Below are 24637 nucleotides of genomic sequence, written 5' to 3'. Positions count from 1 at the left end.
TACTGCCGAGGGGTCGCGCCCGCCGGGCGGCGGCCCCCCGTCAGCGGCGGCTGGCCCGCGCCTCTCAGCGCTCCTCGGCGGGCATCGACGCCCGCACGGCGCGATGCGCGCGCACCACGAGCACGAGACCGACCAGCCAGAACGGCACCTGTACCAGTTCGGCGAGGCGGAACGCCCCCGGGGAGTACTCCGCACCCCCCGTCTGCAGCGTGAGCACCGCGCCGATCGACAGGATCACCAGGATGCTGGAGAGGAAGCCGGCGCCGTTGACCACGCCCGTCGCGGTGCTGAGCCGCGCCGGGACGGTGTGATCGCGCACGATGTCGAACGCGACCATCGAGGCCGGACCCCCGACGCACATGGCGACGGCGAGCAGGACGAGCAGGGCGAGCGGCGCGCGGTCGGGGAAGGCGAGCACCGACGCCCACGACGCCGCCTGCACCGCCACGAGAGACAGCACGAGCGCGGTGCGGGCGCGAGGAAAGCGACCCGACACCGCCCCGACCAGCGGCCCGAAGACGATGCCCCCCACCACGTAGACCGAGAACAGCGCCCCCGCGGTGCCGGCATCCAGCCCCTGCCCGGCGACGAGGAATGGGAAGCCCCACAGGATGGCGAAGGCATTGCCCGAGAACGACGTGACGAAGTGCACCCAGAACGCCAGCCGCGTTCCCGGCGCGCGCCACGCCTCGCGAACGGCGCGCAGCACGGGGGCGTGCTCGGTGACGGCCGGTCGACGCTCGCGGACGACGACCACCACCAGTACCGCCGCCAGCGCGGTGACTCCGGCCAGGGAGAGGAAGGCGGAGGTCCAGCCCGACAGCCCGACGAGCGCCGCGAAGGGCACCACGCTGATGATCTGGCCGAACTGGCCCGTCAACCCGGTCATCTGCACCGCGGCCGGCGCGAGGCGCCGGGGGAAGCGGATGCCGATGACGCGCAGCAGCCCCGGGAAGATCGCCGCTTCGCCGGCGCCCATGAGCAGACGCGCGACGATGGCGATCTCCACGCCCGGGGCGATGGCGAGCAGCACCTGCGCACCCGCCATCACGACCATGCCGACGGTGAGCACGGCTCGCGCGCCGAAGCGGTCCAGCAGCAGCCCGACCGGCAGCTGCAGCAGGCCGTAGACGGCGAGCTGCACGACGGCCAGCAGCGACAACGTCGCCGCGGTGATCGCGAACCGGTCGGCCGCCTCGAGCCCGAGGGCGGCGAGCGAGGTGCGGTTGACGATCGAGACGACGTAGGCGACGACCCCGACCAGCCAGACGACGAGCACACCGATCCGCAGGCTCCCCTCGCGCGCCGCGGGGGAGCTCTGCGGGATGGTTTCCGTCATCCGCGCGCGAGCCGCAGCGTCACGACCTGGAACGGCCGCAGCTCGAGCGCGATGCCGGCGTCGTCGTGCGCGAGGTGGCGCGAGCGCGCCATCTCGTCGCCGAGCGGACGCTCGAGCAGGTCGACCTCGGAGACGGATGCCACGGCGAACCCGGGCGTGAGGGTGGTCGCCGCGCGGCGCCCGAGCGCCTCGTACACGCGCACGATCACGTCGCCCGAGCGGTCGTCGGCGAGCTTCACGGCCTCGATGCGCACACCCTCGTCCGCCGAGCGCAGCACGCTCCACGGCTCGACCGTCCCCTCGGTCGCGGGGCGGCGCAGCGGCAGGTTCTGCTCGTAGCCCGAGGCGACGACCGCGGCGATGTCGGCGCCCGGGTGCACGGCGTACGCGAACGTGTGGTGACCGGCATCCTGTACCGGGTCGGGCGAGTTCGCCGCGCGCACCAGGCTCAGGCGCACCTCGGTCTCGACCTCACCCGAGGCCCCGACCGTGCGGGTGATGTCGTGGCCGTAGGTGGCGTCGTTGGTGACGCCGACGCCGTAGCCCGGCTCCTCGACGTGCACCCAGCGGTGCGCCATGACCTCGAACTTCGCGTCTTCCCACGACGTGTTCGTGTGGGTCGCGCGGCGCACGTGGCCGTACTGGATCTCCGCGCTGTGGTGGTGGGCGTGCACGACGAACGGCAGCGACGCCTTGAGCAGCTTCTCGCGCTCGTTCCAGTCGAGGTCGACGGCGAAGTGCACGCGCTCGTCGTCGGCGTTCACGGCGATGGTCTGCGTCAGCCGTGAGGCGCCGAAGGTGCGCGTGACGATCACGCGGGCGCGCAGCTCGTCGTCGACCGCGAGCTCGACGGTGTCGGCGGTGTCGAGGTCGTCGAACGTGTAGCGGTAGTGGGCGTCGATGTCCCAGGCATCCCAGGCGTTGGGAAGGTCCTGGTGCAGCTGCAGCAGGTTCGCGACGCGGCCGGCGGGCACGAGCTCACGACTCGCGGCGAGATCGACGATCGAGGTCACGAGACCCCGGGCATCGACGGTGACCCGCACGAGGCCGTTGTCGAGCACGATGTCGGCGCCGGACTGCTCCGCCCGCACCGGGTGCGCGGGAGCGACGGGAGTGAGGGATGCCACGCCCAGCGCGGGCGTCTCCACCAGCGCGAGCGGGGTGCCCGAGGCATCCAGGGCCAGCGACCGGCGGGCGTGGTCGGCCGAGTTCACGACCGCGGCCGAGAGTCCCGCGGCATCCAGGGCCTCGGCGATCGAGCGGTCGAGCTCGGCGAGGGCGGCGGCGTAGTCTTCTTCGTTCTGCTCGTGCACCCACTGGATCGAGGATCCGGGCAGGATGTCGTGGAACTGCTGCAGCAGCACGCCCTGCCAGAGGCGATCGAGCGTCTCGTACGGGTACGCAGCGCCCTTCAGGGCGGCGGCGGTCCACCACAGCTCGGCCTCGCGCAGGCGGTGCTCGGCCTCGCGGTTGCCGCGCTTCTCGCGGGCGTGCGAGGTGAAGGTGCCGCGGTGAAGCTCGAGGTATAGCTCGCCGACCCAGACCGGGGCGTCGGGGTACTCGGCTTGGGCTGCGGCGAAGAAGTCGTCGGGGTGCTCGATCTCGACGCGCGGCGAGCCCTCGAGCGACTCGACCCGGCGCTGGCGCTCCATCATCTCGCGGATGGGTCCGCCGCCGCCGTCGCCGTAGCCGAAGGGCACGAGCGAGGTCGTCGCCTTGCCCTTGTCGCGGAACTGGCGCACGGCGTGGTGCAGTTCTTCACCTTCGAGCGTGGAGTTGTAGGTGTCGATCGGCGGGAAATGCGTGAAGATGCGCGAGCCGTCGATGCCCTCCCACCAGAAGGTGTGGTGGGGGAACTTGTTGGTCTGGCTCCACGAGATCTTCTGCGTGAGGAACCAGTCCAGGCCCGCGAGCTTCGCGATCTGCGGGAAGGCCGCGGTGTAGCCGAACGAGTCGGGCAGCCAGATGCCGTGCGTCTCGACGTCGAGCTCATCGCGGAAGAACCGCATGCCCTGGGTCACCTGGCGCACCATCGCCTCGCCGCCCGGGAGATTGCCGTCGGGCTCGACCCACTGCGAGCCGACGACGATCCACTGCCCCGCCGCGATCGCGGCCTTGATGCCCTCCCACACGTGCGGGTAGCGCTCCTTGACCCACGCGTACTGCTGCGCCGACGACGCCGCGAAGCGGAAGTCGGGGTACTGCTCGGCGAGCGCGAGCACGTTCGAGAAGGTGCGCGCGGTCTTCCGCTTGGTCTCGCGGATGGGCCAGAGCCAGGCGGTGTCGATGTGCGCGTGCCCGATGCCCGAGAGGCGGTGGGCGGAGGCGGATGCCGGGCGCGACAGCACGTCGACCAGCTCGGCGCGGGCCGCCGCGGCGGTGCCGACGATGTCGTCGAGGCGCAGCACGTTCAGCGCGCGCTCGAGCGCCCGCATGACCTCGTGGCGGCGGGGCTCGGTCTCGGGCAGCTCCTTCAGCAGCTGGTACAGCACCTCGACGTCGAACTGCAGCCCCCACACCTCGGGCTCGAACACCGCGAGCTCCGCGGTGCGGAAGGTGTAGATCGGCGTCTCGGGCGCGGTCTTCTTGGAGCCGAAGGGCGTGGGGACGAAGTCGTTCTTGAGGATGTCGGGGTTGGCCGCGGCCTCGACGAAGAAGTGCACGGGCTCGCCACCCGCGGCCTCGTCGGCCAGGCGCACGTAGTGGTTGCGGGGGTGGATGCCCTTGACCTGCACACCGTCGGGCGTGTGCACGAGGGCCTCGGCCTGGTTGCCGGGCCAGTCGCCCTGGAAGCCGGGGTCGAGCAGCAGCTCGACGGTGCGGCCGGCCCAGTCGGTCGGGATCTCGCCGGTGACCTCGAACCACCAGGTCGACCATGCCTGGCCCCAGCTGTCGCCGACGGCGAAGGGCGCATAGTCGGCGGCGAGCGCCTCGGCGGCCGGGACCGGCTCGTCGGGGACCATCCAGGCCTTCAGCGCGACGGGCACCCGCGCGGAGTACACGGCGGGGACGATGCGCTCGGTGAGCACGCGGTGGATGCGCTCTTCGACGAGCGTGAGGTTCTGGTGCACGGTGTCTCCGGTTTCGGGGTGTCAGCGCAGGAGGCGGGGTGGGGTGCGGCGGGAGGGATGCCGGGGGCGGTGTGGCGGGATGCCGGGTGCGGCGGGGTGGTGCGGGGGCGCGGCCGACGTTCGGGTCGAGGTCGCGCCCCCGGGCTCAGCGGAGGTACGACAGGTCGGCGAAGCTGGAGCTCGCGTCGTCGAGCAGCGCCCGCGCGACGCGGACCGAGTCGATCAGCGGGTGGTGCGCAAGGGCCCGCAGCGCCGCGGCGCGCGAGCCGGTGAGAGCGGCCTCGATCGTCTGGCGCTCGACGTACTTGACGGTGGTGATCAGACCCTGCCCGAACGCGGGCACGGCCGCGCTCTCGAGCGGGCGCGGGCCGTCGGCCCCGACGATGCAGGGCACCTCGACCACGGCCTCGGCGTCGAGGCCCGCCAGCACGCCCCCGCCGGGGACGTTGAGGATGAGCCGCGCGGACTGGTCGTACGCGATCGCGCGCATGAGGGCGATCGCGACGTTCTCGTAGCCGCCCGAGACGAGGTCTTCCTCGTCGCGGTCGCCCATGCCGGCGGAGTCGCGGTTGGTCGCCATATAGGTGACCTCGCGTTCGTGCCGGCAGGCCTCCCAGGCCGCGTGCGGGCGCGGCGCGGTCGCCGCCGTGTCCCAGAAGCCGGCCTGCTGGTCGAGCAGGTACCGCCCGCGGGTGGTCGCGGCGTACTGGTCGGCCTGCAGCACGTCTCGTCGGTAGGAGTAGTAGTGCAGGTACTCGTTGGGGAGGGCCCCGAGCGTCTGGATCCAGTCGGCGCCGAACAGCGCTCCCTCTTCGAACGACTCGATGCGCTCGGGCGAGGCGAGCAGATCCGGCAGCAGGTCGACGCCATCTCGGCGGAGCGCCGTGAGCCACCCGAGGTGGTTGAGGCCGGCGTACTCGATCTCGACATCGGCTGCGTCCCGGATGCCGAGGGCCCCGAGCGCGCGGCGGGCGAGGCCGATCGGGGAGTCGCAGATGCCGATGACACGGTTGCCCAACACTCGACCCATGGCCTCGGTGACCACGCCGGCGGGGTTGGTGAAGTTGATGACCCACGCGTCGGGGGCGACGCGCCGGATGAGCTCGGCGAGCTGCATTGCGACGGGCAGCGTCCGGAGGGCATAGGAGATGCCGCCGAAGCCGACGGTCTCCTGCCCGATGACCCCATGCGACAGACCGATGCGTTCATCGGCCGCCCGCCCCTCCATGCCGCCGACGCGGATGGCCGAGAACACGAAATCGGCTCCGCGCAGGCCCTCTTCGGCATCCGTGTGCACGCTCACGCGCGGGGCGTCGGGGAAGTCGCGCGCCTGGTCCTCCAGGATGCGGGCCATGGTCCGCAGTCGTGCGGCGTCGGTGTCGACGAGGGCGACCTCGTCGACGCGTCCGGCGTCGCGGTCCAGCAGCAGGGCGCGGTACACCAAGGGGGTGCGGAATCCTCCGCCACCGATCATGGCAAGCTTCATGCGGTCACAATCTCGACATTCCGTCGGCCCAGGGACTCGACGATCGGGCCCTCGAGCGGCGCATCGGTGATGAGCCGCCGCAGGGCGAGGGGCAGGGCGATACGCCCGGCGCCGCTGCCGGGGAACTTGCTGTGATCGGCGAGCACGGTCGCCGCGTCGCACGCCGCGAGCATCGCCTGCTTGATCGGCACCTGCGCCAGCGTGGTGTCGCGCAGGTCGCCCTCGGGTGACATGCCACTGACGCCCAGGAAGGCGTGATCGGCGCGGATCAGGCGCAGCGACTCGGTCGTGAGGTGGCCCGCGACGCTGCGGTACACCGGGTCGTAGTCGCCCGGGAGCACGACCAGGTGCGTGTCGCGCTCGTCGCGCAGCACGTCGTAGATCGCCATGTTGTTGGTGATGACGGTGACCGCGCGGCCGCGGAGCAGTCGGGCCAGCTGCAGGGTCGTGGTGCCGACGTCGAGGATGACGGCCTGACCGTCCCGGATCGTCGCGGCCGCGACGCGGGCGATGCGCTCCTTACCGTCGCGATTGACAGGCTCGACCGTCGCGAAGGGCGCGTCGCCCTCGCCCATCACGGCGCCGCCGTGCGTGCGGCGCAGGAGCCCGGCGTCATCGAGGCGCTGCAGATCGCGTCGGATCGTGGCGATGCTCGAACCGGTGGCCTCGGCGAGCTCCGCCACCGTCGCCGCGCGGGCGGAACGGAGGTGCTGGAGGATCTCGCGGTCTCTGACGTCTTTCATGGTGCGATCACCTTATCGCTCAAAATCGCTCAGTAACAAAATATTTACACGCAAAAATTTGCGCGTTCCTGAGCGACGAATGCTATAAACGGTGCAACGCCCCGGTCGTCACCGAAGAGAGGAGGGGCCGATGACAGTCGCATCCGGTCCCACGCCCCGCCTTCTGACGGCCGGGCAGCTTTTCCTCGATCTGGTCTTCGCCGAACTCGCCACCGCCCCCCGTCTGGGCGAGGAACACTGGACGCCCGCCTTCGGCTGGGGCCCCGGGGGCATCGCCAACTACGCCATCGCCGCCGCCCGCCTCGGAGTGACCACCGTTCTCTGCGCCGACGCCGGCACTGACGCCTTCTCCCGACTCGTGCGCGACCGGCTGCGCGACGAAAGCATCGTCGACGGCATCCACGCGCACGCCGACTGGAGCCTGCCGGTCACGGCGGCGATGAACTACGACGGCGACCGCGCCCTCGTCACCGGCGGCCGCCCCGCCGCTCCTCTCGCCGCCCTCCTGCGGGAGGCCCCCGTCACCCCGGTCGCGGCCCTCCACCTCGACGAGTCCGTCTCCCCGTGGGTCCGCGAACGGGCCGCGATGGGCACGAGGGTCTTCGCCGACATCGGCTGGGACGCCGACGAGCGGTGGGACGCGTCGGCCCTCGACGTCCTGGAGGGATGCCACGCGTTCCTGCCCAACGAGGCCGAAGCGTGCGCCTACACCCGTGCCACCGACGCCCGCACCGCCGCCCGCGCCCTCGCCGAACGCGTGCCCCTCGCCGTCGTCACCCGCGGCGGCCAGGGTGCCATCGCCGTCGACTCGGCCGCGGGCGACGAGGTCGAGATCGACGCCGTCACGATCGACTTCGTGGATGCCACGGGCGCCGGCGATGTGTTCGGAGGCGCCCTCGCGGCCGCCGAACTCACCGCCTGGTCGCTGCGCGAGCGGGTCGAGTTCGCCACCCTCGTCGCGGCCATCACCGTCTCGCGCCCGGGTGGCGCCGCCGCCGCTCCCCGCCTCGACGAGCTGCTCCCCTGGCTCGACGCCCACCCGGCGGCCGCCGACCCGGCGCGCTTCGCCTTCCTCCGCGCCGCGCTGCACGACGGCGCAACGCCCTTCACCGCTCCGGCGGAATCCCGCACCGCCTCTTCCTCACGCCCCACCCGAATCAAGGAGTGACCCGCCCATGAAGACCCTCACCCCGCGCCATCGACGCGTCCTCGGCACCGTCGCCGTCGCCGCTGCCGCCGCCGTCTCGCTCTCGGCATGCTCCGGCGGTGCCGGTGGATCGTCCGACGGCCCCCTGACCCTCTGGACCTGGCCCGGCGGAATCGGCGAGAGCGTGGTCGACTCGGCCAAGACCGAGTTCCCCGACGCGAAGCTCGAGGTCACCACCATCGGCGACGACGTCAAGCAGAAGCTCGTCACCGTCTTCACCGGCCGCAGCGGCATCCCCTCGATCACGGGGGTGAAGGGCGAGGACATGCCCTATTTCCTGCAGCAGGCCGACCTCTTCACCGACTTCAAGAGCCTCGGCATCGACGACATGCTCGCCGACTTCCCGGAGTGGAAGCTCGCCGAGGCCACCACCTCGGACGGCAAGCTTATCGGCCTCCCCACCGACATCGGCCCGACCGCGCTGTACTACCGCACCGACGTGCTCGCCGCAGCCGGCCTGCCGACCGACCCGGCCGAGGTCGCCGCCGCCACCAAGACGTGGGACGACTACTTCGCCTTCGGCGAGAAGCTCAAGGCCGCCACCGGCGCATACCTCGAGGTCTCGATGGAAGACGTCTTCACCAAGGTCATGGGCCAGGGCGAGACCAAGTTCGTGTCGGAGGACGGCGAGTTCCTCGGCGAGAGCGACCAGGTGAAGAAGGCCTGGGACACCGCGATCGAGGCTGACGAACGCGGCCTCGTCGCCGGCATCCAGGACGGCAGCCCCGACTGGGCCGCCGCGGTCAACAACGGCTCGCTCCCCACGCTGCTCGGCGCCGCCTGGTACCAGGGCGATCTGAAGAGCAACGCCCCCGACACCTCCGGAAAGTGGAACGTCACGGCGATGCCCGGCGGTCCCGCCAACATCGGCGGCTCGTTCCTGACGATCCCCGCGGCCACGACGTCCAAGGACGAGGCCGCGAAGATCGTCGCGTACCTGCTCGACGCCGAGAACCAGGCCACCACCTACACCGAGGTCGGCAACTTTCCCTCCTCCACCGCTGCGCTCGAGCAGCCGGCCCTGCAGGAACCCGACGCCTTCTTCGGCGGACAGGTGACGACGGACGTGTTCAAGGCGGCATCCGAGAAGATGCCGATCAGCTACACGAGCCCCATCGACAACGAGGTGGCGGCGCCCTTCATCACCGAGCTCGCCAACGTGCAGTCGCAGGGCAAGGACCCGCAGCAGGCGTGGAACGACGCGCTGACCGCCGCCCAGCAGGTGTGGGAGCGCTCTAAGTGACATCCGCCACGCGCGTCATGACGGCCTCGGGTGTGCGCCCCAGCGCGCGCCCCCGAGGCCGGGGCCTCATCCGGCACTGGCCGATGTACGTGGCCATCGCGCCCTTCTTCCTGCTGTTCCTCGCCTTCGGGCTCTTCCCCACCGCGTACTCGCTCGTGCTGTCGTTCCAGGACTGGAACGGCCTCGGCACGGCGGAGTGGACCGGGATCGACAACTACACGCGTCTGTTCACCGACCCCACGTTCTGGCTGTCGGTGCGCAACACGTTCATCATCTTCGCGCTGTCGACCTTCCCGATGCTCGCCATCGCCATCGCCGTGGCGGCGCTCCTGAACAACGCCGTGCGATTCAGCACCGCGTTCCGCATCGCCTACTTCGTGCCCAACATCACCTCGGTGGTGGCGATGGCGGTGCTGTTCGGCTCGATCTTCGGCGAGAACTTCGGCCTGGCCAACGCGGCGCTGACCTCGCTCGGACTCCCCGGCGTGCAGTGGTTGTCGACGCCCTTCGGCATCCAACTCACGATCTCGATCCTCATCACCTACCAGTGGACCGGCTACAACGCGATCATCTTCCTCGCCGGGATGCAGTCGATCGGCGGCGAGGTGTACGAGGCCGCCAAGCTCGACGGCGCGGGCCCCATTCGCAGCTTCTTCTCGATCACGCTGCCGCTGCTGCGCCCGACGGTCATCTTCGTGCTCGTCGTCTCGACCGTCACCGGCATGCAGAGCTTCACCGAGGCCCAGGTGCTCACCGCGAGCTCCAGCACGACCAATCCGAACAGCGGCGGCGCGGGCCAGGGCGGACTGACCATGGTGCTCTACTTCTACCAGCAGGCCTTCAGCTACAACCGCTTCGGGTACGGCGCCGCCATCGCCTGGGGCGTCTTCCTCATCGTCGTGATCTTCACCATCATCAGCTGGCGCTTCACCGCCGGCAAGAAGGAAGACAAGGCCCGCGCATGACCGTCACCACGCCTCCCCCCGCCACGGTCACCGAGCACATCACGACGGTCGGCGTCCCACGCCGTCGTCGCAAGGCCACCCCCGGCCGCGTGCTGCTATACGGCGTGCTGACCGCGGGCGCGGTCATCTCGCTGTTCCCGCTCTATTGGCTGGTCGTGATGGCCAGCAACTCCACGAGCGACATCTACACCTCGCCGCCGACGTTCGTCCCGGGCCCGCGCCTGTTCGACAACATCGGCGCCGTGTTCGCGCGGATCGATTTCGCGGGATCCTTGCTGAACACGGTGATCGTGGCGTGCAGCGTGACCTTCCTCGTGCTGGTGTTCGACTCGCTCGCGGCCTTCGCCTTCGCGAAGTTCGAGTTCCCGCTCCGCCGCACGCTCTTCACGATCACGCTCGTGACCTTCATGCTGCCGATGCAGCTCGCGGTCATCCCGCAGTTCATCACCATGACCAACCTCGGGTGGGTCGGCCAGCTGCAGGCGCTCGTCGTCCCGGCCGCGGCCAACGCGTTCGGCATCTTCTGGCTGCGCCAGTACATGATCTCGTCCATCCCCGACGAGCTGATGGATGCCTCCGTGCTCGACGGCGCGGGCTTCTTCCGCCAGTGGTTCACGGTGTGCCTGCCGCTCATCCGCCCGGGTCTGGGCTTCCTCGGCATCTTCACCTTCATCGCCGCGTGGAACGACTACCTGTGGCCGCTCGTCGTGTTGACGAACCCCAACCAGGTGACCCTGCAGGTCGCCATGGCGCAGCTGAACACCGCGTTCGGCCAGGACTACGGCATGGTCATGGCCGGTGCGTTGCTCGCCGTGCTGCCGCTGCTCGTCGTCTTCTTGATCGGTGCCCGCCAGTTCATCGGCGACATCGCGAAAGGCGCGATCAAGTGACCGAAACCACGCTCCACGCCCCTCTCGCGCCGATCTCGCCCTGGACGCGGGTCGTCATGGTCGACGCCGACGCCATCGGCGACGTGGCGGCGGACGTCGTGGCGATGATCGCCCCCGACGGAGTCCTCGGCGTCGCGACCGGTTCCTCCCCTCTCGCGCTCTACGCGGCACTCATCCGTCGCCGCGCCGAGGGACTCGCCACCGAGGGCCTGCGCCTGTTCGCCCTCGACGAGTACGTCGGGCTCGACGCCTCCGACCCCCGCTCGTACGCGGCCTACGTTCGCTCGGTGATCGCCCGGCCCCTCGGCATCCCGGCCGAGAACGTGCGCGTGCCGCGCGGTTCCACCGGTGCCGACGGCGCGGCGTACGAGCGGGCCATCGCCGCCGAGGGCGGGGTGGACGTGCAGATCGTCGGGATCGGTCGCAACGGGCACATCGGCTTCAACGAACCCGGATCGGATGCCGAGACCCGCACCCGTGTCGTCGAACTCGACGAGAGCACGCGCCGCGCCAACGCCGAGCACTTCGACGGCGACCTCTCCCGCGTGCCGACGCACGCGATGACGCAGGGGGTCGCGACGATCCTCTCGGCGCGGCGTATCGTGCTGGTGGCATCCGGTGCGGCGAAGGCCGCCGCTCTGCGCGCCGCCCTCACCGGGCCCATCACCCCCGACAACCCCGCTTCCTTCCTGCAACGGCATCCCGACGTCACCGTCGTGGCCGATCCCGACGCCCTCCGAGAGCACCGATGACCCACCTCGGCGATCCCACCCCCGGATCCGACACCCGCCTGCCCCCGCGCGCCTGGTTGCGCTCCGACGCACCGGTCCAGAGCCTCGACGGCGACTGGGCCTTCCTCCTGCACGACGCCGATCCGGGCGACGACCTCGACGGCCCGCCGCCGTTCGCGGCCGTCGAGGCCGACGTCTCCGCATGGGACCGCATCCCCGTGCCCTCGCACTGGGGGCTGCACGGCCACGGACACCCGACGTACACGAACATCCGCTACCCGTTCCCCCTCGATCCGCCGCACGTGCCCGACGCCAACCCCACCGGCGATCATCGACGCGTCTTCGAGTGGCATCCGTCGTTCTGCGCGGACGGGCGCACGCTGCTGCGGTTCGAGGGCGTCGAATCGCTCGCGACGGTGTGGCTGAACGGAACCGAGATCGGCTGGTTCACCGGCAGCCGTCTGATGACCGAGTTCGACGTCACCGACCACCTCGTCGACGGCGAGAACGTGCTCGCCGTGCGCGTGCACCAGTGGTCGGCCGCGAGCTACCTCGAAGACCAGGACCAGTGGTGGCTTCCGGGCATCTTCCGCAGCGTCTCGCTGCAGGGGCGTCCCGCGAACGGCCTCGACGACGTCTTCGCGCGCGGCGACCGCGACCCGGCGACCGGCGCGGGAACGCTCGACGTACGTCCCCGCGGCGGCTGGCCCGTGACCGTGCGGGTGCCCGAGCTCGGAATCGAGGCGACCTGGGCCGAGGCCGGCGCGGTGACTCCGCTGTCGATCGACGCGGTCGAGGCCTGGACGGCCGAGACGCCGCGCCTGTACGACGTCGAGGTGTCGACGGATGCCGAGACCGTGCGCGTGCGCGTCGGTTTCCGCCGCATCGAGATCATCGGCGACCGTCTGCTCGCCGACGGGCGCCCCCTGATCTTCCGCGGCGTCAATCGCCACGAGACGGATCCCGACCGCGGCCGCGTCTTCGACGAGGACTACGTGCGCGGCGAGCTCGAGCTGATGCGCCGGCACAACATCACCGCGATCCGCACGGCGCACCAGCCCCCGCACCCCCGCGTGCTCGAGCTGGCCGACGAGCTGGGCTTCTGGGTCGTGCTCGAGTGCGACCTCGAGACGCACGGCTTCTGGGACGTCGAGTGGACGGGCAACCCCGCCGACGACCCCGCCTGGCGCGCGGCGTGCCTCGACCGCGTGCGCCGCACGGTCGAGCGCGACAAGAACCACGCGAGCGTGGTGATGTGGTCGCTCGGCAACGAGTCGGGCACGGGTCGCAATCTCGCCGAGATGGCCGGGTGGATCCGCGAGCGCGACGACTCCCGCCCGATCCACTACGAGGGCGACTACGGCGGGGCGTACACCGACGTGTACTCGCGCATGTACCCGACGATGGAGGAGATCGCCTCGGTCTGCGGCGACCAGACGATGCCGGTGCACGAGATCGGTCCCGCCGAGGGCGCCCGCCAGCGCGCGAAGCCCTTCGTGCTGTGCGAGTTCGCGCACGCCATGGGCAACGGCCCCGGCTCCCTCGCCGACTACGAGGCACTCGTCGAGCGGTACCCGCGCCTGCACGGCGGCTTCGTGTGGGAATGGCGCGATCACGGCATCCGCACCCGCACCCCCGACGGCACCGAGTTCTTCGCCTACGGCGGCGACTTCGGCGAGCCGGTGCACGACGGCGTCTACCTGATGGACGGCCTCGTGCTCTCCGATGGCACGCCCTCGCCCGGTCTCGGCGAGCTCGCCGCGGTGTGGGCCCCCGTGACCCTCGCACATCTCGGCGGGCGTTCGTGGCGGGTGCGGAACCGACAGCACACCCTCGGCACGGATCTCCTCGAGTTGCGCTGGCGCGCGGAGGATGACGGCATCCGGGTGGCCTCGGGTGCGCTCGACCTCCCGTCGCTCGCTCCGGGCGCCGAGGGCGTCGTCGACCTGCCCGAGATCCCGGATGCCACGACGGAGCGCTGGGCGACCCTGGAGGTCGTGCTGCGCGAGGCCTCCGCGTGGGCCCCGGCGGGGCACGTCGTCTCGCGCGGCCAGACGCAGCTGCACGCCGCCGCCCCGCGCCCGGCTCGCGCGGCCACCGGTAGGTGGCACGGCGACGCCCTCGGCGACGCCGTGTTCGATCGGCGCGGCGGACTGGTGCGCTGGCGCGACCTGGAGATGTCGGGCCCGCTGCCCGAACTCTGGCGCGCGCCGACCGAGAACGACCAGCTCGACGGGCAGGGATCCTACGAGACCGCCGACCCGGCGCTCACCCACGGCCGCGGCGACGAAAGCACCCCGGCGTCGGCGGTGCGGTGGCTCGAACGCGGTCTCGACCGCCTGCAGCACCGGGTGCTGTCGGTCGAGCGCACCGACGACGGCCTGGTGCAGCGCCTGAGGTCGATGGCCGCCCACAGCGCGCAGGGCATCGAGACGACGTTCGCCTGGCGCCTCGACGACGACGGCCTGCGGCTGCACACCGACATCCGCCCGTTCGGCCCCTGGGACTGCACCTGGCCCCGCGTCGGCGCGCGCTTCGGGCTGCCCGCCGCCCTCGCCGACGAGCGGGCGCACTGGTTCGGCACGGGTCCCGCCGAGTCCTACGCCGACAGCGCCGAGGCGGCGTACGTGGGGCGCTTCGACGCCGCCGTCGACGACCTCGGCGTCGCGTACGGTCGCCCGCAGGAGACGGGGCACCGGCCGGGTCTGCGCGCGCTCGACCTCGGGCCGCTGCACCTGCGCGCCGTCGCCTCGGGGTCGACCGGCCTGCCGGGCTTCCAGCTCGACCGCCACACGGCGCAGGAGCGGACCGGTGTCGCTCACGCCCACGAACTGCCGCCGTCGCGCGGTCTGTGGCTGTACCTCGATGCCGCTCAGCACGGGTTGGGGTCGCGCGCGTGCGGTCCCGACGTGCTGCCGCGCTATGCGCTGTGGCCCCGCGCGGTGTCGTGGACGGTGGTGCTCGAATAGGGCGGGCCGCCGGGCCCGCCGCGCGATCGGCTGGCAGACCGGGTCGGTGAACTCATACGTGCGGTTCACCCCCCGAACGCGAGCCCCACGTAGCGCGCCGAGGGCCGGATGATCTTCGGGTCGCGCGCCTGCTCGAGCACGTGCGCCGTCCAGCCGATCGTGCGGGCGAGAGCGAAGGTAGGCGTGAACATCGCCCGCGGGATACCGCACTGCTCCATCACGACCGCGGCGTAGAACTCGACGTTCGCGTGGAGCGGCCGCTCGGGATGCCGGGCCGCGAGCTGCCGCTCGGCCTCCTCCTGGAACACGAGTGCCTGTGCGACGCGGTCGCCGCCCAGACCGCGGGCGACCTCGCGCAACAGTTCCGACCGCGGGTCGGACGTGCGATAGACCGCGTGCCCGAATCCCATCAGTCGCCGCCCGGCCGCGAGCTCCGTGGCGATCCAGCGTCCCGGGTCGTCGCCGGCGCGGTCGAGGCTGTCGAGCGCCCGCGCCGGGGCTCCCCCGTGCAGCGGACCCGACAGGGCGCCGAGCGCGCCGGTGAGACAGGATGCCATGTCGGCCCCGGTCGAGGCGATGACGCGGGCCGTGAACGTCGAGGCGTTGAAGCCGTGATCCATCGCGGCGATCAGGTACGCCGACAGCGCGCGCACCTTCGCGTCGTCGGGAGCCACCCCCGTGACGCGTTCGAGGTAGTCGGCGACCACCCCCGCGTCCGTCGAGACACTCGGTGTCGAAGCGCCGCCGGGCGATACGGCGCCCGCCGAGGCTCGGCCGGGCGAGGCGCTGCCCGCCGAAGCGCCGCCGGGCGAGGCTTTACCCGCTGAGGCGCCGCCGGGCGAGGCGCCGCCGGGCGCCAAGGCCAGCGGCACGATCGACGCGAACCGGATCGCCTCGTCGAGCCGCGCAGCATCGTCGAGGTCGTAGAGCGCCGGCGAACGGCGGACGGATGCCGCGAGCGTCCACACCGCGCGAAGGGCCGCGAGCGGCTGGTCGGTGCGTGCCGCGACGGCGGTGATGAGATCCGGCATCCGAGGATCGGCCTGGGCCGCGGAGATGCGGTCCGCGAACGCGGCGCGGCGAGCAGCGTCGGGAAGCTCGCCGACGACGAGCAGGTGCCAGACGTCCTCGAAGGAACGCTCCCGGGCCAGGTCGACGGCGGAGTGCCCACGGTAGTGGAAGTATCCGGCCTCTCCGTTCACGTCGCCGATGGTGGTCTGGGCGGCGACGACACCGTTCAAACCCCGGGGCACGTCGATCAGGTCGCTCATGCGCCCAGTGTGCGAACATGACGAACCCAGCGTCAACGTTGATCGGATCATCATGACCGCTCCCCTCCCTCGCCTCACCGCCGCACAGGCCGCCGCCCGCCTCGGGGTGAAGCTCCCCACCCTGTACGCCTACGTCTCGCGCGGGCTCGTCACCCGCGAACGCGATGCCCGCGGTTCGACCTTCGACGCGCTCGAGCTCGAGGCGTTCGCGGCGGGGCGGCGACGCACGACCATCGGAACCCCGACCCATCCCACGACCGGTATGCCCCTGGGCGTCGTGCAGACCGACATCGCCGATATCGAAGACGGCGAACTGCTGTACCGGGGCCGGCGCGCCCGCGACCTCGTCGACGAGCCGTTCGCCGACATCGTGGCGTGGTTGTGGGATGCGGAGCGGATCGACACCCCCGACACCGCGATCGGCAGCGCCCGCGCGATGATCGAGGCCCTCCCACCCCACGCGGGGGCCATGGATCGCCTGCGTGCCGCACTCACCGGGTTCGCCGCCGACGACCCGCTCCGGCACGACACCGCCCCTCCGACATTGCACCGCATCGGCTGGACCTTGCTCACCGGGCTCCCCGTCGCCCTCGGCGGGGACGCGCAGGCCGACGTGGCGCGATCCCTCGCCGGCACCTGGAGCGTCGGCGACGACCCCACCGTCCGCGCGATCAACGCGGCGCTCATCCTGCTCATCGACCACGACCTGGCCGTGTCGACCTTCGCCGCGCGGGTCGCGGCTTCGGCCCGCGCCGACGGATACGCAGCGGTCGGCGCAGCCCTGGGGGCCGCCGACTCGCCCCTGCACATCGCCGCTGCAATCCGCACCTCGCGCCTGCTCACGCAGGTGCGTCGCGGCCGCGACCCCGAGAGCGCGCTGGCCGCCGCGGTGCAGGACGGCACCGGCATCCCCGGTTTCGGACACCCCCTGTACCCCGGTGTCGACGATCGCGCCGCCGCGCTGTTCCCGCTGCTCGCCGCACTCCCCGACGGCGAAGCGACGATGGATGCCGTGACCCGGCTCAGCGAGACCGTCGCCGCCCGTGCGCGCACTCGGCCCAACGTGGATCTCGCGCTGGCCGCCCTGGCATCCGGGGCGCGGCTCCCCGATGACGCCGCGAGCACCATTTTCGTCGTGGGACGCCTCGCGGGCTGGATCGCGCACATCGCCGCGGAGTACGCCCAGCCGGCGATGCGCCTGCGGCCGCGGGGCGAGTACGTCGGGCCGTGACGGTGCACTGAACAACGTGGCCTGCCACTCGCTTTGCGGATCACGCCTCAACCCGATTCCGTAGAGCGCCCAGGCGAAGCCAGGGGCCCGAGCCCGCCGGAGAGTGCGGTACCGCACCTCTGCGGGGTGACCGCCACCCGTCCGCGGGAGCGCCACGTGGCCTTGGACAGGGCCATCGCGTCGCACGGCCTTGTCACCCGACGGATGAGGAACATCGTTGTTCCGTATGAAACATGCTTGTTACGCTGGGCGCATGGATGTTCCATCTTTGATCGAGCACCTCGGACGTACGCCGACCGCGACGGCGCGCGCGACCGGGCTCTCTCGCATGACCGTGCGCCGGGTGCGCGATGGAGTGTCCTCCCCGACGATCGAGACGCTTCGCGAGCTCGCGCTGGCGGCCGGGTACGACATCGAGGTGCAGCTCGTCCCCGCGAGTGACCCGGCGGCCGCCATGGCCGCGCGAGTGCTCGCCGACCCGGCCACCCCGACCCGGGAGGATCTCGAAGGCTGGGAGGTGACGTCGCCTGAGGAAGTCCGTCGGATCGATGAGTGGATGGCTCGCCTCGAGCGTCACGCTGGCCCCGACCGGAATCGATTACTCGAATTGGCGGGCCGGTACTCGGCCGCGCAGCACCGGAAGGGGGCCCGGTTCTTCGCCCCGAAGCCGGGGCTCACGCAGCAGCAGACGATCGAAGTGGCCAACAGTGCGCTGCGTCCGCTGAGTGGGGCGCTGTCGGGAGTTGCCGCTGCTCGCGTCTACCTCGGCCACGCCCCGGACCCCGGTCCCGTGGTGGCCTGGTCGACGAATACCGACGCGGTGGCCGAGCGGCTGTCGGCGACGATGCGCGAGGTCGACGAGTACCAGCCGGCCGGTGTCCTGGTTGCGCCCACGATGCGGGCGTACCTGGTCGACATGATGATGCCGCCGGTCTGGGAGCAGCAGATCGTGTCGCCGATCCAGGCGGCGATCGACCTGTACGGGCTGGGCTACGACCATCTGGCTGCCGAGATCACGGAAGGGTGGTGAACGATGAGCGAAGAGAGCGCTGAGGAGCAGTCTTTGAAGAAGTGGGGCATGACCTCGGCGGACTTCGCCGCGCGTGCGCAGCAGAACCGTGCCCGACACCGGGCGGAGGCCTCGATCCGCGATCCGTTCGTCGGCGACGCCACCCGCGAGCAGGGCACGGGCCGGATCACGTGGCGACCTGGTGCGGTCGACTTCGAACTCATCGAGCCGTCTGCGGTGGAGCGGTCGCTCTTCCGACTCGAGAAATCGTTGCCCGAACTGGTCTGGAACGCGGCCGCCCTGGAAGGCAACACCTTCACGCTGCCGCAGGTGCAGACCCTGCTGGATGGTGTGACCGTCGGGGGGAAGAAGCTCGAGGAGGCCGAGCAGATCCTCGCCCTGAGTGAGGGCATGGACCTGATGATCAGCGCGGTGCGCGACGACTCCTTCTCGCTGAGCAAGGAGATGAGCGACCGCATCCACGGTGCGATCGCCAGACACGAGGCGATCGAGTCGGGCACCTTCCGTGGCGAGGGGAGCGTGCACGGCGGCGGTTCCGTCACGCTTGCCAGCGGCGGGACCGTCGACGGTGACCCGACCGGGACGAACGGAGAGCAGCTCCGGGAGGACTACACGAACCTGCTCGCCGCGCTCGGCGCACTCGGCGATCCGAGAGCGCGCGCCCTGGTGTACTTCGCCTCGGCAACCCGGTCCCAGTTCTACTTCGACGGGAACAAACGCACCGCCAGGATCATGATGACGGGCGCTCTCATCCATTCGGGCTTCGAGCCCCTCAACATCCCTTACGCGCGGCAGGAAGAGTTCAACGTCGCGCTGGACGAGGTATTTCGCACGGACGACGGGACCAGACTGATCTCCTTCCTCACGACGTGCACGATGGTGGACCGGCGAGGAGAACGCCGGTGATTCACGGAGCCCCCACGTCGCGTTTCGCTCGGAGGTGATGTCGCCTTCAACGGGCACACCGCCTAGCCAGGTTCCTGGCTAGGATGCCGCCATGATGTACAACGTCCTGGAAGCGCGGAACAACCTCTCGAAGCTGATCGCCGACGCCGAGTCGGGGATCGAGGTCACGATCGCGCGGCGCGGCGTGCCGGTGGCGCGGATCGTACCGATCGACGAGGCCCCCTCACGCACCCGCAACGCGTTCGCGGGATGGTTGGCGAAGAATCCCCTCACCCCGGACCGGGCGCGGCCGGTCGACGAGATCGACGCGATCATCGCCGAGAACCGGGCCGCCGGGGCGTGATCTACGTCGACAGCTGCCTGATCATCTACGCGGTCGAGCGCGACGACGACATCGGCGAGCGCACGCGCGCCGCTCTCGCAGGCGCGGACGAGCCACTCGCCACGAGCCCCCTGGTCATGCTCGAGGCACTCGTGAAACCGATGCGGGATGCCGACGCCGAGGCGCAATCGACCATGTGGAGCGCCTTCGACGCTTTCGAACTGCTGCCGGTGGAGCCCGACGCCTACCTCGACGCGGCGTTGCTGCGCGCACGCCATCGGGGCCTGCAGACGGCGGATGCCCTGCATCTCGCGGTCGCCCGTCAAGCCGGGTGCACCGCCTTCTGGACGAACGACTCGCGTCTCGAGACCGCGTCAGGCGGCCTCGCCGTCGACATCGTCGCCCGCGGCTGACCAGGGTTCGAGGCCGCCGCCCCGACCACCGTCAGCGCGGTGCGCTCAGCGGGTCTCCCACCCGCGGGCCAGCTCCACGACCGCCGCGACCGCAGCCTCGGTGTCGGCGGGCGAGCCGCCCGCGCGGCCGGCGACCAGCCCCGCGACGAACGCGCTCAGCGGGGCCGCGGGCCGGGCCACGCCGTTGGCGACGTCGCGAGCGAGGTCGAGGATCAACGAGATGGGGATGTCGCCCTCGCCCAGGTCGAAGCGCTCGGCGAGTGCGGCGCTCCAGTCGTCGAGCGCCTCGGGCGGCAGGGTGCGGGATTCGGTCATGGCTGCTCCTCCTCGGGCTGCTTCAAGATCGTCCCACGTGTCGACGTCATGCGTCAGGGCCGGATCCACCGTCACCGAGGTCACGACCAGCCCCCCGAGCAGGGCCCGCATCGACGCGTCGCGTCCGCGGCCGGGGAGAGGGGATGCCGCTGCCCGCAGCGACGCGGTGCGGTACCGGCCGATGAGCCACTGGCGTCGGCCGTCGTCGAGGCATGCACCGTCGACCCCGACCGGGAGCGGGGCGGGAAGCAGCGCCACCGCGGCATCCGCGGTGGGCAGGTCGCACGCGATGACGTAGACCTCCTCGGCATCCACCTCGGGGAGGGCCGCGACGATCCCCGCGACCGGGCCGCCGAAGGGCGGGTCCTCGCGCACCCAGACGACGTCGAGCCGCGCGTCGAGCACGGGCGCCGCGACGACGACGCGGCCCGCGCCGCTCGCGCGGACGGCGGCGACCGCCCTGTGCAGCAGCGTCGACCCGTTCACCTCGAACAGCGGCTTCACCGCCCCGTCCACCCGCGACCCGCGTCCTCCCGCCAGCAGGATCGCGTCGACGCTCACCACCGGGTCACCGTCACGAGGTCTCCGGCGACCAGATCGTCGTCGCTGGGCGGGATGACGGCGAGCCCGTCGGCGTCGCCGAGACCGCGCGTCCCATGCGCCGTCGGCGTGGCGGTCCAGCGAGCAGGGTCGCTGCGGTCGACGCGCACCGGTACGTACTGCACGCGGTCGGGCCGGGCGCGGCGACCGGCGGTGAGGGCGACGCGCACCGCCTCACCGCCGAGGTCGGCTTCGCCCTCCAACGCCCGGAGCGCCGGACGCGCGAACAGCTCGAACGACACCGCTGCGCTCACCGGGTTGCCGGGAAGGCCGAAGAGCAGGATGCCGCCGGGAGTGCGCCCGAATCCCTGCGGTTTGCCGGGCTGCATGCGCACGCGCTCGAAGCGCATGAGGTCTCCGAGGGTGTTCTTCACCACCTCATACGCGCCCGCGCTCACCCCGCCAGAGAACACCACGACGTCGGCCCCGGCCGCTTCTGCGGCGGCGATCGCGCGGCGGGGTCCCTCCCCCTCGTCGCCCACGCTGGTACGCAGCACGACCTCGGCGCCGGCCTCCTCCGCCAGCCCCGCGAGCAGCACGCTGTTGGACTCGGGGATCTGCCCGCGTCGAAGCCCGACGCCCGGGGCGATGAGCTCGGACCCCGTGGACACGACGGCCACGCGCGCCGCGCGCGACACCGAGACGGTGCCGATCCCGGATGCCGCGATCGCGCCGATCCGCGCCGCGTTCAGGCGTACTCCCGCCGGCACGACGAGGTCGCCCGCGCGCACGTCGGAGCCGCGGCGGCGGATGTGCGCACCCGGCCCGCGCGGCGGGACCAGAACGGTGACCGGGTCGAGCCCCCCGGCGAGTCCGCGTTCCGTCTCTTCGAACGGGACGACCGCGGTGGCATCGGTCGGCACGGGCGCCCCCGTCATGATGCGGACGGCGTCACCGGCATCCATTCGGGGATTCAGACCGGTGCCGGCGGGCAGGTCGGCGATCACGCGCAGGGTCGCGGGCGCGGTGAGGTCGCGCACCGCGAAGCCGTCCATCGCCGAGGAGTCGAAGGCCGGCACGTCGACGCCCGCGGACACCGGATGCCGCAGCACCCGCCCGCGCGCCGCCGCGACGTCGCGCTGCTCGGGGGCGAAGGGCTCCACCGCCGCGAGGACGGCGGCGAGGTGGTCGGCGACCCCGATCACGCGGTCGGCCGGGCGGTGGGGACGGGCATGGCTCCAGCGTAGGCGCGGGCGCCGACATCGCTCCCGAACGGGGCGCGGCGGGCCCCGGCGGCGGCGCGGCGGGCCCCGGCAGCGGCGCGGCGGCCCCGGCAGCGGCGCGGCGGCCCCGGCGGCGGCGCGACGGGCGCCGGCAGCGGCGCGGCGGCCCGGGCGGCGCCGCGGCGGGAGGAGATCCGGGGAGCGGAGGACGCGCGAGCACTTCCTCGTCCTCCCCCCGCCGAATGCCCTCCGCCGCCGCCCCTTCCCCCGGCACCGGGCCGCCGCCCCTTCCCCCGGCACCGAGCCACCGGCCGCCGCCCCTCCCCCCGGTACCGGGCCACCGGGCCACCACCCCTCCCCCGCCACCGAGCCCCGCCCGCCGCCGCAACCCCGCCGACCCGCGTGGTGCGCCCGGCTACCGTGAACGCATGGACGGCCTGACCTACGACGAGGTCGGCGCGACAGCCGGCGTGATGCCGCCCGGGTACCACCACGTGCGGGCTCGGCGCATCATCGGGCACGGGCGGGCCGACTTCGAGCGAGCCGCAGACGCTCTGCTCGCGGGAGAGGTGCAGCGCCGGGCGGGCGCTCGGGTCGAATTGTCGAAGTCGCCGATGCGCACCGGCAGCCGCGTGACGATGCGGCTGGGGTTCGGCATCCTGAGCGTCCGCATCCCGTGTCTGGTCGTGTGGGCCGAGCGCACCGACACCCTGGCTGGCTTCGCGTACGGAACACTGCCGGGTCACCCCGAGCGCGGGGAGGAGCGGTTCACGCTGACGCTCGGCCCGTCGGACGAGGTCGCCTTCGAGATCGCGGCGTTCTCGAAACCGGGCCGCTGGTTCACGCGCGTCGGCGCCCCGCTCGGGCGCCTCGTGCAGGCGTGGATGACGCGGCGGTACCTGCACGCACTCTGACCTCGGGTTTTCCGCGGAGGCGCCCCTCCCGCGGGTGGCGGGAGGGGCGCGACCGTGAGCGATCAGTCGAGGTACGACGAGTAGGCCGCCAGTGTGAGGAACGCGGGGAACTCCTCGCGGAGCGCCGCCTCACGGAAGATCTCGACGGCATCGGCGAAGCGGTCGCCGTCGGAGCGTTGCACTGTGCGCAGAAGGCTCTGCACGCTCTCTTCGACGAACGCGCGGGTGATGGCGACGCCCTCCTCGGTCGACCGGTCCTGATGGATCCACTGCCAGATCTGCGACCGCGCGATCTCGGCGGTGGCCGCATCCTCCATCAGGTCGTCGATGGCGACGGCCCCGAGACCCCGCAGCCACGCCTCGATGTAGCGGATCGCCACCGACACGTTCGCGTGCACGCCCGCCGCGGTGATCGGCCGGCCGATGCGCAGGTCGAGCAGGTCGGCGGGGGTGACGGACACGTCGTCGCGCGTGCGCGCGAGCTGGTGGGGCGCATCGCCGAGGACCGCGTCGAACTCTGCTCGCGCGACGGGGATGAGGTCGGGGTGGGCCACCCACGTCCCGTCGAAGCCGTCGTTCGCCTCGCGACGCTTATCTGCGGCGACCTTCTCGAACGCGGCCGCGGTCACCTCGGGCCGACGACGGTTGGGGATGAACGCGCTCATGCCGCCGATGGCATATGCGCCCCGCTTGTGGCACGTCTGCACGAGCAGCTCGGTGTAGGCCCGCATGAACGGCACCGTCATGGTCACCTCGCTCCGATCCGGCAGGACGAAGCGCGCCCCGCGACCGCGGTACGTCTTGATGATCGAGAAGATGTAGTCCCACCGTCCGGCGTTCAGTCCCGCGCAATGGTCGCGGAGGGCGAAGAGGATCTCCTCCATCTCGAAGGCCGCGGGCAGCGTCTCGATCAGCACCGTCGCGCGGATCGTCCCGTGGTCCAGGCCCAGGCGCTCCTCGGTGAACGAGAACACGTCGTCCCAGAGCCGGGCCTCCTCGGCCGATTCGATCTTGGGCAGGTAGAAGTACGGCCCGCGCCCCGCAGCGATCAGGGCGTGGGCGTTGTGGAAGACGTAGAGGCCGTAATCGACGAGGGATCCGGATGCCGGCAGCCGGCGGCCCGAGCGATCGGTGAACGTCAGGTGCTTCTCGGGGAGGTGCCACCCGCGCGGCCGCATCACGATGGTCGGGCTGCGCTCGGCGGTGACCTCGTATCGCTTGCCCTCGGCGCTGGTGAACGACAGCTGCCCCCGGATCGCGTCGAACAGCGAGAGCTGACCGCCGATGACGTTGCTCCAGGTGGGCGAGGTGGCATCCTCCTGGTCGGCCAGCCATACGTGGGCGCCGGAGTTCAGCGCGTTGATCGTCATCTTCGGGTCGGTCGGCCCGGTGATCTCGACGCGGCGGTCCTCCAGCCCGGGTCCCGCCCCGGCCACGCGCCACGACGGGCTGTCGCGGATGTGCGCGGTGTCGGCGCGGAAGTGCGGATCGGCGCCCATTCCCACGTCGTAGCGGTGCCGCAGGCGCGCGGCGAGCCGGTCGTGCCGGTGCCGGGCGAAGTGGTCGTGCAAGTCGGTGACGAACGCGATGGCGGCGGGGGTGAGGATCTCGGCGTCTCGGCCCCGCAGAGGCCGTTCGAGGTGCAGGGAGGGGACGGATGCCGGAGTCTGCGGCATCCGCGATTCTTCGGTGGCGGGTGGCGGAGTTGTGAGAAGGGTCATGGTCGTGGCTCTCTGTGTCGGGTTCGGCACCCGCCACCCGCGCGACGCGAGGGGGGATGCCGAGTGTCCAGGACACCCGGAGGAGGTTCGAAACCGTCCGGGTGTCG

General features: G+C 71.8%; 20 protein-coding genes. 12 read left to right on the top strand and 8 right to left on the bottom strand.

The features are described from left to right. Nucleotides 1–64: 64 nt before the first annotated feature. From MT347_RS14120 to MT347_RS14105, 4 genes are all read right to left on the bottom strand, one after another. Nucleotides 65–1339, bottom strand: coding sequence for a nitrate/nitrite transporter (locus tag MT347_RS14120; protein WP_243501888.1), 1275 nt, complete (start codon nucleotides 1337–1339; stop codon nucleotides 65–67). Further along, nucleotides 1336–4410, bottom strand: coding sequence for a glycoside hydrolase family 38 C-terminal domain-containing protein (locus tag MT347_RS14115; RefSeq protein WP_243501887.1), 3075 nt, complete (start codon nucleotides 4408–4410; stop codon nucleotides 1336–1338). The genes MT347_RS14120 and MT347_RS14115 overlap by 4 nt, the downstream gene beginning before the upstream one ends. A 145-nt stretch (nucleotides 4411–4555) precedes the next feature. Then, entirely contained in the window at nucleotides 4556–5896 is a 1341-nt protein-coding gene (locus tag MT347_RS14110) for a 6-phospho-beta-glucosidase (RefSeq protein WP_243501886.1), read from the bottom strand. Next, complete coding sequence (locus MT347_RS14105) at nucleotides 5893–6639, bottom strand: DeoR/GlpR family DNA-binding transcription regulator (RefSeq protein ID WP_243501885.1); 747 nt, start codon at nucleotides 6637–6639, stop codon at nucleotides 5893–5895. Before MT347_RS14105 ends, MT347_RS14110 begins: the two co-directional genes overlap by 4 nt. A 130-nt stretch (nucleotides 6640–6769) precedes the next feature. On the opposite strand from MT347_RS14105, the gene MT347_RS14100 reads away from it, so the two are divergent. From MT347_RS14100 to MT347_RS14075, 6 genes are read left to right on the top strand one after another with little or no spacing between them, the layout of a single operon-like run. After that, nucleotides 6770–7807 (top strand): PfkB family carbohydrate kinase, encoded by a 1038-nt coding sequence (locus MT347_RS14100; protein ID WP_243501884.1) that lies wholly within the window; start codon nucleotides 6770–6772, stop codon nucleotides 7805–7807. A gap of 7 nt (nucleotides 7808–7814) precedes the next feature. Continuing rightward, nucleotides 7815–9089: an ABC transporter substrate-binding protein gene (locus MT347_RS14095; protein ID WP_243501883.1), complete on the top strand. Its 1275-nt coding sequence runs from the start codon at nucleotides 7815–7817 to the stop codon at nucleotides 9087–9089. Beyond that, nucleotides 9086–10054, top strand: coding sequence for a carbohydrate ABC transporter permease (locus tag MT347_RS14090; RefSeq protein WP_243501882.1), 969 nt, complete (start codon nucleotides 9086–9088; stop codon nucleotides 10052–10054). Before MT347_RS14095 ends, MT347_RS14090 begins: the two co-directional genes overlap by 4 nt. Then, nucleotides 10051–10944 carry a carbohydrate ABC transporter permease gene (locus tag MT347_RS14085; protein WP_243501881.1) on the top strand — a complete coding sequence of 298 codons (894 nt, stop codon included), beginning with the start codon at nucleotides 10051–10053 and terminating at the stop codon, nucleotides 10942–10944. Before MT347_RS14090 ends, MT347_RS14085 begins: the two co-directional genes overlap by 4 nt. Then, nucleotides 10941–11696, top strand: coding sequence for a glucosamine-6-phosphate deaminase (locus MT347_RS14080; RefSeq protein WP_243501880.1), 756 nt, complete (start codon nucleotides 10941–10943; stop codon nucleotides 11694–11696). Before MT347_RS14085 ends, MT347_RS14080 begins: the two co-directional genes overlap by 4 nt. Continuing rightward, nucleotides 11693–14644, top strand: coding sequence for a glycoside hydrolase family 2 TIM barrel-domain containing protein (locus MT347_RS14075; protein WP_243501879.1), 2952 nt, complete (start codon nucleotides 11693–11695; stop codon nucleotides 14642–14644). Before MT347_RS14080 ends, MT347_RS14075 begins: the two co-directional genes overlap by 4 nt. Before the next feature lie 65 nt (nucleotides 14645–14709). Here MT347_RS14075 and MT347_RS14070 read toward each other — a convergent pair whose 3' ends face one another. Then, nucleotides 14710–15915, bottom strand: coding sequence for a citrate/2-methylcitrate synthase (locus MT347_RS14070; RefSeq protein ID WP_243501878.1), 1206 nt, complete (start codon nucleotides 15913–15915; stop codon nucleotides 14710–14712). 52 nt (nucleotides 15916–15967) lie between these two features. Here MT347_RS14070 and MT347_RS14065 point away from each other — a divergent pair, with 52 nt between their 5' ends. The 5 genes from MT347_RS14065 to MT347_RS14045 all read left to right on the top strand — a co-directional run bounded on the left by MT347_RS14065 (nucleotide 15968) and on the right by MT347_RS14045 (nucleotide 19817). Further along, entirely contained in the window at nucleotides 15968–17146 is a 1179-nt protein-coding gene (locus MT347_RS14065) for a citrate synthase (protein WP_243501877.1), read from the top strand. 253 nt (nucleotides 17147–17399) lie between these two features. Beyond that, nucleotides 17400–18176, top strand: a complete 777-nt coding sequence (locus MT347_RS14060) for a helix-turn-helix transcriptional regulator (protein ID WP_243501876.1) — start codon at nucleotides 17400–17402, stop codon at nucleotides 18174–18176. A 3-nt stretch (nucleotides 18177–18179) separates the two neighbouring features. Then, on the top strand, nucleotides 18180–19082 hold the full coding sequence (locus MT347_RS14055; protein ID WP_243501875.1) for a hypothetical protein: 903 nt from the start codon (nucleotides 18180–18182) through the stop codon (nucleotides 19080–19082). A 91-nt stretch (nucleotides 19083–19173) separates the two neighbouring features. Continuing rightward, complete coding sequence (locus MT347_RS14050) at nucleotides 19174–19425, top strand: type II toxin-antitoxin system Phd/YefM family antitoxin (protein WP_243501874.1); 252 nt, start codon at nucleotides 19174–19176, stop codon at nucleotides 19423–19425. Next, on the top strand, nucleotides 19422–19817 hold the full coding sequence (locus tag MT347_RS14045) for a type II toxin-antitoxin system VapC family toxin (protein WP_243501873.1): 396 nt from the start codon (nucleotides 19422–19424) through the stop codon (nucleotides 19815–19817). Before MT347_RS14050 ends, MT347_RS14045 begins: the two co-directional genes overlap by 4 nt. 45 nt (nucleotides 19818–19862) lie before the next feature. Here MT347_RS14045 and MT347_RS14040 read toward each other — a convergent pair whose 3' ends face one another. Both MT347_RS14040 and glp read right to left on the bottom strand, forming a co-directional pair. Continuing rightward, complete coding sequence (locus MT347_RS14040; protein WP_243501872.1) at nucleotides 19863–20696, bottom strand: DUF6457 domain-containing protein; 834 nt, start codon at nucleotides 20694–20696, stop codon at nucleotides 19863–19865. Next, complete coding sequence (glp, locus tag MT347_RS14035) at nucleotides 20690–21877, bottom strand: gephyrin-like molybdotransferase Glp (RefSeq protein WP_243501871.1); 1188 nt, start codon at nucleotides 21875–21877, stop codon at nucleotides 20690–20692. Before glp ends, MT347_RS14040 begins: the two co-directional genes overlap by 7 nt. A 446-nt stretch (nucleotides 21878–22323) precedes the next feature. On the opposite strand from glp, the gene MT347_RS14030 reads away from it, so the two are divergent. Beyond that, complete coding sequence (locus MT347_RS14030; RefSeq protein ID WP_243501870.1) at nucleotides 22324–22809, top strand: DUF1990 family protein; 486 nt, start codon at nucleotides 22324–22326, stop codon at nucleotides 22807–22809. 62 nt (nucleotides 22810–22871) lie between these two features. Here the strand turns inward: MT347_RS14030 and aceB are convergent, their stop codons facing one another. After that, entirely contained in the window at nucleotides 22872–24530 is a 1659-nt protein-coding gene (gene aceB, locus MT347_RS14025; protein WP_243501869.1) for a malate synthase A, read from the bottom strand. Nucleotides 24531–24637: the final 107 nt, after the last annotated feature.

The organism is Microbacterium sp. VKM Ac-2923, assembly GCF_022815605.1.
Classification (GTDB): domain Bacteria; phylum Actinomycetota; class Actinomycetes; order Actinomycetales; family Microbacteriaceae; genus Microbacterium.
The sequence above is the reverse complement of the archived record's forward strand: the minus strand, read 5'-3'. Positions and strand labels throughout refer to the sequence as shown.